Genomic DNA, 8337 nt, shown 5'->3' on the forward strand with positions numbered 1-8337 from the left:
TCCACAGGCACCAGATTATACTGCTCAACCGCTTCTAACAGATGTTTCCACTTGATTGCTAGAGTGCCGGTGTCTTCTGTGGCATCCTGTTTGGCACAAGTTTCCGCATCTTCTCTGACGCTGGCCATATCGTTATCGGAAAGACAGCCATATTCGCCGTCTCTGTCTTGCAAGACAAACTGGTTGATAATTGGGGGTAAAAAGGCCGGTGGTATTTCCTCTTCCACATCAGGCGTGGTTAACTGATGTAGTTCAATTTCCCACCAGAAGAAAGTGTGCTTGCGGTTCGTTTTAACTGCTTTTACTTGAACCCGTCCTAAGCGATCTGGCGTTTCTAATACTTCGGCAACGAGGTTTTTAAACTTGCCTGGTTTGATGATAGTAACAAGGGTGGCCGGTTGGTAGATGGCAATTTCTTCTCTTGAGGGGAGGGGGTTGAATCCTTTTTCCTCCCGTCTCACCAGTGCGTTGATAGTTGAGACAGTAACACCGGCCACATCAAAAATCTGATTAATAAGTGTGGCTGCTAATTCCGCTGAACCCTTCGCTAATGCTGCACACCCTTCTGTCCCTATTTGCAAGAGAGCTTCTAATGTGGGGGGGTTGAGGAGGCCGGCTTCTTCTAGGTTCTGTTTGAGTTCTGCCATCCCCAGTTTTTGGGTTATTTCCTTGACTGTCAGGGGATACTGCGATTTTATAAGGTTGCTGAATGCTTGATTACCGAGCTTTTCTTTTAGATCCAGCAGGCTAATGGATTCTTCCATCTCTATAAATGCTCGGTTCGTTTCCAGAAGCCGGTGAAACAACGGCAAACTCTCTAATGCTTCTGTAATAAGGGCTTTGGGTGTCCCCACAGGAAACGGTATAGTGTTGACGGTATTCATAGTTATACTCATTGGAGATGCTCCTGTTTCTTGGAGTTTCGCCTCACCCTTGTTGACTCGACATCGGGAAGGGTGAGGTTTTTAGTGTCCCGAAAATGGGTAACTATTGGTACATATTAGGTACTAAAGAGCCCCATGTCAACGATTTAGTCAAAAAACTGTACATATCTGAGGCTAATTAGACTCATACACTTCGCTACGTTTCTACAAAGTGTACAGATTAGCCCCAGATGTGGGATACTTACAACAAACCTCTAAATAAATTGCTATGGCTGCTAGAAAAGATGAAAGAATAGTGATCAGTCCACTCGGTGAATACTATGATGATGTTCTTACGGTGGACGCTTGGATTAACAACCGCAGCAAAGCGAATCAGGCGAACAACTTGCTGTGCAGTAAATTGCAAGAGCGTGAGAAAAAAATTGAAGAACGGATTGCTTACTTGGCTACCAAACGTGGCATTACTCCTACTGAGCTTTGGTGGCAGATATTGAGAGGGGAAGCTCAACGTATTGATCCGACCGACATAGCCAAGCCGGTTGAACAAGAGGAAACTGTTTAATCCTTTTTTGAAAAAGGATTGCCGATTATTTCCCAGAAGCCGGTGGAACAACGGCAGACTGTCTAATGCTTCCGCAATAAGGGCTTCAGGCGTGCCCTTGGGGAAGGAGATAGCGCTGATGGTATTCATGGTGTTAGGCTTGAATTACTATTTTTTGGGGGGGGAAAAATAAAAATTCCCCCGTTTTTAATTGGTTTAAGCTAACCCAACGGTGGTAGTGGTGGATTAATTTATACCTTTGATACTTTTGGAAGAGAGACGTTGTAAAACCTCTGTTTTTGCTTTTGTCTTATTTTAGCCCCTTTGTAGTCATTTCGCTTGGTTGTAGTCTTATTGTTATAAAACTTTACGTTTCTTTTTGAAAAAGGCAAAAAAAGGATGCTGTTGTAGGGTGTCGTTTATTATGGAGAAAAGTAGCGATTATGGAGACTTTGGCGATTGTGACGGACAAAATCAAAAAGCAAGATCACGCTGTTAGTGTCCGTTTAGGGCAACTTAGACCCCAGATACAGGAGATTGCTGAACGAGAAAAACGGACAGTCTCCTCATTGGCGAGAGCAATGATTGAGATGGCGATGGAAGGTTGGGACTTGATGCCAAGTAGTGCGATGCGGCCAAAACTAGAGAAGATGGCGGCTGATGAAGGGCTATCCTTGGACTCGTTCTATCGGATTTTTTTGGAAACTTCGGTGGAGGCGTGGGAAATTCTGCCGTCTTTGCCTGACCTTTTGAAATTTAAGAGATTGGCTGCACAGTTAGGCCGAGATGGAAAAGAATTAATGGCTGAAGCTATCGAGGAAAAAATAGAAAATCTTTTATTTAAAATTTCTCCTGATTTTAGCGCTATACAAATTGATATTGAACGTTTTAGTTCAGTAGGCGAACTAATTAGTTTTTTACTAAAAAAAGTAGGTAGTGTTGAGGTAAAAGAATTTGCTAAGACAGCCAGTTTACCAATAGAACGAGTTGAAGAAATATTTAAAGCTAAACAAATCAAACTTTCTGCTGATGAGATGATTGGATTAGGCAGAGCTTTTAAAATAGAGCCTAGTGTTTTTTTGACCCTGCAAGAGCGAATCAACAAAATGGACAAAAAAATGGGAGTATTGTGAGATTAATTTTTAATTTTATCTAAATTTTTGGGAATGATTTAATATCTCCGGTCACTCAATTGGGTCTGTAGACACTAAGGCCAGTTCTTTTTGCATCTGTTAATTGGACATCTTCAAAATAGAATAATGGCGGGAGAGGTCTGTGGTAGAATACTATTCTACCAGAGAAAGAGAATGAGCTAACTGAAAGAATATATACCTCACCATCTAGCAGAGTGCAAAAGGTTTGTTGGATTAGATTTTAAACAATAAAACCATCTATTAAAAAGACCATCCAATCCCCCCTTATCCAATATAATAATGAAGAAAATAAACTAACAAAAAAATAAAACTAAATTTATTAACGTTGGAGGGGTAGGCAATCAAGGTATAGCGTTATCGACCAGATTCTTCTTACCTTACTATATCCACATCACTTACCAACATTGCAAATATTAGAAATAGACTAGAATTTTACTAGTGCTTTGTGCTGGAGCGGCAAAATTATGATCCAAGTAGTTATTAGCCCACAATCTTTACTAGAAACTGGCATTAAGGTTGAGAAGGTTGATAACCTTCGACTCTTCAAATTTACCGAGGAGTTACAATCTCGCCTCGAAGACTTACTAGAAAAAAACAAAACAGATTGTCTCCTCCTCGAAGAAGAGGCAGAACTTAATGCCATAGGAGAACTTGACCGCATCTTTACCTACCTTAATTCCCTTTTGGCTGCCCAGCAATGACTATTAATGAATTGACAAGGCAATTGGTGCGGAAACGCGCAGGCTACCTGTGCGAATATTGCCACTCTCCAGAAAAAATCAGCACCTCTCGTTTCACTATCGATCATATCCAGCCTCGCTCTCTAGGTGGTTCCGACAATCTTGATAACCTAGCTCTAGCTTGCAGTCGCTGTAACCAACGTCGTTATAACTTCATGGTGGGTAAGGATGTAGAAACCTCAGCAATTCTACCCTTATTCAATCCACGTCAACAGCAATGGTCTGAGCATTTCATCTGGAACGCAGACGCCACAATGATTGTTGGCACAACTCCTATTGGGCGAGCCACTTGTGAACGTCTCGATCTCAACGACGTTCGTTATAAGGGAGAACGTTCTATCCAAGAAGCTCGTGAGCTATGGGTTCAGGCTGGCTGGCATCCTCCCTCAGAAGACCCCCAGCAGCTTGAGTAAGCAAATCTATGCGCATAAACATTAAAAATTAAAGGACTTATGGTTTGGCGATTAATAATGGCCAAACGCTTTTACAACAAAAGGCCATTCACTGATTCTTCCTCTTGGGTTTCTGGATGAACCCATACTTCAACCACCGGCACCCCTTGAGGAGTCTTTGCTTAAATCGGGATGCGTTTGGGCGAGAAGCTAAAAAATAAACGATAGCCTGCCAAAAGTGACATAATCCTGACGAGGCCCTGCGGCTACAACGCGGGGCTTATGTGCTGGCGTTCTTAAAAATTAAAAATAATCTGCCATTGCAAATATCCACCGTTATGGGACTATATCTATAGTTTTTCGGAACGCAAAAGTACGAGTGATCCACTTTAGCGTCTGAAGCGAGGGCCAAAAGCAATCAAACATAGAGATGCTTACAGCTAAAATCGTAGTTTTCTCTCTCATGCAAAAATTGAACAATAATGGTGCCTAACGGTACAAGGTATGACAAAGATAATATCGATATTCAACCAAGCAGGCGGTGTAGGAAAAACGACTATTACGCTCAACCTAGGCTATCAACTTTTTAAGCGTAGCAATAAGGTCTTGCTTATCGATCTTGATCCCCAAGCGTCTCTGACACTCTTTATGGGCATTGATGCTAATAGCTTAGAAAAAACCATGTTTGATGCCATTGTCAATGAGGAGGCTTTATCTATCCACCCAAAGGTTCATGGGATGGATATTGCTCCTACTAATATCAACCTGAGTGCGGCTGAAATTCAGCTTGTCAACTTGGACTTTCGGGAAGTGCGCCTACAAGATGCGCTTGCCCCAATCAAAGGCAACTATGATTTTATCCTTATTGATTGCCCACCTAGTTTAGGACTATTAACCTATATCAGTTTGGTAGCGGCTACCCATGTTTTAGTCCCTATCGAAACGCATTACAAAGCTTTTGAGGGAACGAACCTTCTTCTCCAAACGGTAGCCAGAGTGAAGAAAAAAGGAAACCGTAGCTTACAGATAGCGGGGTTTGTTCCTTCTCGGTACGCCGCGACTAATTCTCAGGATAAACGGACTCTTCAGGCCATTAAGGAACAATTTGGAAAGGTCGCGCCTGTTTACGATCCGATTCCTCGTATTACGGCTTTTGTAGACGCATCAGAACAGCAACAGCCTCTTGCACTTTACGAACCTAGAAGTCCTGTAATTAAATTATTAGATCGCTTAGCAGCAAAAATGGAGAATTTAAATGGCTAGTAAAAGCAATCAGCCTTATAAAGGCCAGGCTAATCTAAGTATTCTTTTTGGAGATGACGACACTGATAAATTTGCAAAAACTTCGGTGTCCTTGCTCTCAATTGAATTGCCTAGCTCACAGCCTCGACGTTATTTTGATTCTCAAGCTATGCAGTCCTTAGTTGAGTCGATAAAAAGAGACGGCATTCTTCAGCCTTTATTAGTCCGCCCTCTAAACAACGATAGATACGAGTTAGTAGCGGGAGAAAGAAGGTATAGAGCAGCTACGGAGGTTGGGCTTAAGGAAGTCCCCGTAGTTATTCGACAATTAACCCAACAGCAAGCCTTACATATTGCGTTGATTGAAAATCTACAGCGAGAAGACCTCAACCCTATAGAAGAAACCGAGGGAATTCTGGAGTTTTTGTCCAGCCAACTCGAAGTTTGTCAGGATGATGTAATCCGGCTCCTCTACCGAATGCAGAATGACATTCAAAGGCAGAATGATAACGTTATCATTCAACCAGAAGCAGAAACCATTATTAAGCTATTTACTCAGTTAGGAGTGATGTCCTGGGAGTCATTTGTCAGCAATAGGCTTGCTTTGCTGAAGCTCCCTGAAAGGATTATTGAAGCACTCCGCAAAGGGCAAATTGAATATACTAAGGCGAAAGCTATCGCCAAAGTCAAAGACGAACAAGCCCGGAATGAATTGCTTGACACGGCCATAGCAGATAACCTTTCGTTAACGCAAATAAAAGAAAGGGTAGCGGCCTTAAAAGCGATGTTTGGCAAGGAAAAAGCAGAGGAAACCTTGAAAAATCAAATGAAGGTTACTCTTAGCAAAGTTTACAAGTCAAAAGCTTGGAACGATCCTAAGAAGCAAAAGCGCCTGCAAAAAATTCTTGCGGAGCTTGATTCTCTTCTTTGATGCGGACTCTGGTTGGATGATATTGTCACAACCTTGAATCTTTGCTTAAGCAAAGATTCTTTAGTCTGGAAGGCTGGTTAAGTACCCACCTCCATCACTTCAAAACTATCACCACCGGCAACGCTAATAATCTGGCCGTCAGCAGTAACGAATTTATAGAAGTTGAAATAAGGAGGCGCAGGCACCTCAACCAACCGGCAATTCTCTATCCAGATAATCTGGGGATCTATATGAGTACCAACAAATTGCCTGACACGGAACAGACAATCGCGGACATCATCAAAAATCCGAGCATTGAAAACAGCACTCGCTCGTTCCCAAAAACCAGATATATAAATAATGTGGCGAGTGTACGCACTAAAATTGTTGTACCAAGATTCCATACTGGTATAGAACTCAACCATCGCATCAGCAGAAGCAAAAATCCGGCCATTCTCAACAGAATTAAGCTCAATCAACCACTTAGCCAACCCCTTAATGTTCATGTTGCTCGGAACAGCAACCCATTTCGGTAAATTCTGGAGTCGTTGTTTTTGACTATCTGATAGCAAAGCCCAAACTTGAGTTTTAACCAATGCAGGAAGACAACAAAACTCTTGTAGCTGTTCTTGGATCTCGCACTCTTGTAAGGATGAAGCTATAACACGGGCGGTTTCTTGTTGCTGCTGGTCAGAAAGGCGTTGCCATGCACGCACCTTTATCTCAGCATTTAAGAAAACCATTATCTTATTTATTTGCTTACTCGTAGTAGCACTTTTGAGTTCTTCTGCTAAGGAAATCTCCACATCTTCACCACAGGCCGGTTGCGGTTCCACCGGCACAAAGACATCACCACAGGCCGGTTCTGAAGTCATCGGCATTTGAACATCACCACAGGCCCGTTGTGGTTCCACCGGCATTTGGACATCACCAGAAGCCGGTTGTGACAACCCTGGTGGAGACCCTAGTGATGACCCAAGTGATGACCCAATCCCAGATAAATCAATGGTTTTAGAACATTCCTCAACATTTGCTATTTCATTAGAAAAATTTTCACCAACCAGTTTGCCAGAAACACCATCAAAATTATTATCACTTACCCCAACAGACTTTTTAAAAAAGCCATCACAGTCATCACAATCAGTCGCCGTAAAGGTTTTAGTCATCACCGGCGTCATCACCGAAGTCATCCCGTCATCACCTACACCTGTTGAATTATGACCGTTAACATTATCAACACTACAGCGTTCTAAAGTGGCCACTTGAGCAGCATGAGAAACAGCACTACCATTGGCCACCCCACCCGGTGCAGTTGGTTTAGGAGACATCGGCTGTGTAAAACCAGATGGGCCAGAAGGTGGAGATGGTGGTAGCGGATTGCCGGTAATAATAAAAGGGTCAGAATCATGCTCACCACGAATTTTAATCCCCAGCCAAAAAGAACCCTGATTATCCGAACTTTTAAGCACATTGTCCAACCGAAGCTGATTAATCAACAAATCGTGCAAATTCGCAACAAAGCGATTAAGACTAACCACCGAATGACCAGTAGCCCTAGAAAACTCAGCATAATTAGGATAAAGCCAACGACCAACAAACTGATAATAATCAGGATTAGAACGATCCTTCTCTTGAGGAGCACGGCCAATATAAGTCTTATAGCCTGAGCGTAACACCAAACAATGATCCACCCAAGTAGCTATCGGGTTCGTACTAATAAGCGTTTCCTTCTCAACAGAACACAAACCCAAAACAAACTCGTCAGTTCGCTTAATATAATTAGAAACCTCCGCATCTGACATCCCCAAAACCCAATTCATCAAACCAGGTAACTCTGGTACAAATTCACCAGTAAAGCAATTTTGTTGACTATCATGGCGAATAAGATTCCGCTGATTTTTAGGCTCAATCCGCTTATTCATACGGATTGAAATCCGACGACGCTTCAAACCAGAGGTATAATCAGAACATTGCACAATTTCATTAGCCACCACAATTGCCATCCCATTAAAAACAAAGCCCTCAGTAGCCTGTTTAAACTTTTGTTCATAAGGAATAGGATCTCCCCCCGTCATCGCCTTAAAAATAGAAATCTCGCCAGCATAACGTTCAGAATCAGTAAGCAAAGCTAATAACTTACCCTCCAAATTAGCAGTCTCAAACCGGCTAGTTTCCAACTTCTTAAAACTGGTAGATAAAACATTTTCCTTACCTACCATAGCCATTGCCAAATTCATAAACGTAGATTTGCCAGTGCCCCCAGGGCCAATAATTTCCAAATAACGATGGAAATCACAAGCCCGACGGTTTACAATGGCATTTAGGTAAGCCCGCAGTAATTGCACTAACTGGGTATCACCCTCACACATCTCGTGCATCCATTGCTGAATGTGGGGACAATCTGCCTCTGAATTGTATTCATAAGGCAGACACCAGTTAATATTATTTTCTGGTTGATGAGCAGAAAAAGTATT

At 42.4% G+C, this 8337-nt stretch carries 8 protein-coding genes; 6 read left to right on the forward strand and 2 right to left on the reverse strand.

From position 1 onward, the window contains the following. On the reverse strand, positions 1-896 hold an 896-nt coding region (locus tag NG798_RS26155; protein WP_261226661.1), incomplete at its 3' end, for a hypothetical protein. A 256-nt stretch (positions 897-1152) separates the two neighbouring features. Here NG798_RS26155 and NG798_RS26160 point away from each other — a divergent pair. From NG798_RS26160 to NG798_RS26185, 6 genes are all read left to right on the forward strand, one after another. Next, positions 1153-1446 carry a hypothetical protein gene (locus NG798_RS26160; RefSeq protein ID WP_261226662.1) on the forward strand — a complete coding sequence of 98 codons (294 nt, stop codon included), beginning with the start codon at positions 1153-1155 and terminating at the stop codon, positions 1444-1446. Between the two features lie 422 nt (positions 1447-1868). Continuing rightward, positions 1869-2558 carry a hypothetical protein gene (locus NG798_RS26165; protein WP_261226663.1) on the forward strand — a complete coding sequence of 230 codons (690 nt, stop codon included), beginning with the start codon at positions 1869-1871 and terminating at the stop codon, positions 2556-2558. Between the two features lie 485 nt (positions 2559-3043). After that, complete coding sequence (locus tag NG798_RS26170; RefSeq protein ID WP_261226664.1) at positions 3044-3280, forward strand: hypothetical protein; 237 nt, start codon at positions 3044-3046, stop codon at positions 3278-3280. Next, the gene (locus tag NG798_RS26175) at positions 3277-3732 is read left to right on the forward strand and encodes an HNH endonuclease (RefSeq protein WP_261226665.1); all 456 of its coding nucleotides are present in this window, start codon (positions 3277-3279) and stop codon (positions 3730-3732) included. Before NG798_RS26170 ends, NG798_RS26175 begins: the two co-directional genes overlap by 4 nt. A 483-nt stretch (positions 3733-4215) precedes the next feature. After that, positions 4216-4974 carry a ParA family protein gene (locus NG798_RS26180; RefSeq protein ID WP_261226666.1) on the forward strand — a complete coding sequence of 253 codons (759 nt, stop codon included), beginning with the start codon at positions 4216-4218 and terminating at the stop codon, positions 4972-4974. Next, positions 4967-5884, forward strand: a complete 918-nt coding sequence (locus NG798_RS26185) for a ParB/RepB/Spo0J family partition protein (RefSeq protein WP_261226667.1) — start codon at positions 4967-4969, stop codon at positions 5882-5884. The genes NG798_RS26180 and NG798_RS26185 overlap by 8 nt, the downstream gene beginning before the upstream one ends. Positions 5885-5961: 77 nt before the next feature. On the opposite strand, the gene NG798_RS26190 is transcribed toward NG798_RS26185, so the two are convergent. Further along, a partial coding sequence (locus NG798_RS26190) for a DUF5906 domain-containing protein (RefSeq protein WP_261226668.1) occupies positions 5962-8337 on the reverse strand: 2376 nt, incomplete at its 5' end.

The organism is Ancylothrix sp. D3o (assembly GCF_025370775.1).
GTDB lineage: Bacteria > Cyanobacteriota > Cyanobacteriia > Cyanobacteriales > Oscillatoriaceae > Ancylothrix.

What these genes read in the sequence shown, in the direction of transcription:
- NG798_RS26160 (WP_261226662.1), top strand. Translation starts at nt 1,153, where the DNA reads ATGGCTGCTAGAAAAGATGAAAGAATAGTGATCAGTCCACTCGGTGAA.
- NG798_RS26165 (WP_261226663.1), top strand. Translation starts at nt 1,869, where the DNA reads ATGGAGACTTTGGCGATTGTGACGGACAAAATCAAAAAGCAAGATCAC.
- NG798_RS26170 (WP_261226664.1), top strand. Translation starts at nt 3,044, where the DNA reads ATGATCCAAGTAGTTATTAGCCCACAATCTTTACTAGAAACTGGCATT.
- NG798_RS26175 (WP_261226665.1), top strand. Translation starts at nt 3,277, where the DNA reads ATGACTATTAATGAATTGACAAGGCAATTGGTGCGGAAACGCGCAGGC.
- NG798_RS26180 (WP_261226666.1), top strand. Translation starts at nt 4,216, where the DNA reads ATGACAAAGATAATATCGATATTCAACCAAGCAGGCGGTGTAGGAAAA.
- NG798_RS26185 (WP_261226667.1), top strand. Translation starts at nt 4,967, where the DNA reads ATGGCTAGTAAAAGCAATCAGCCTTATAAAGGCCAGGCTAATCTAAGT.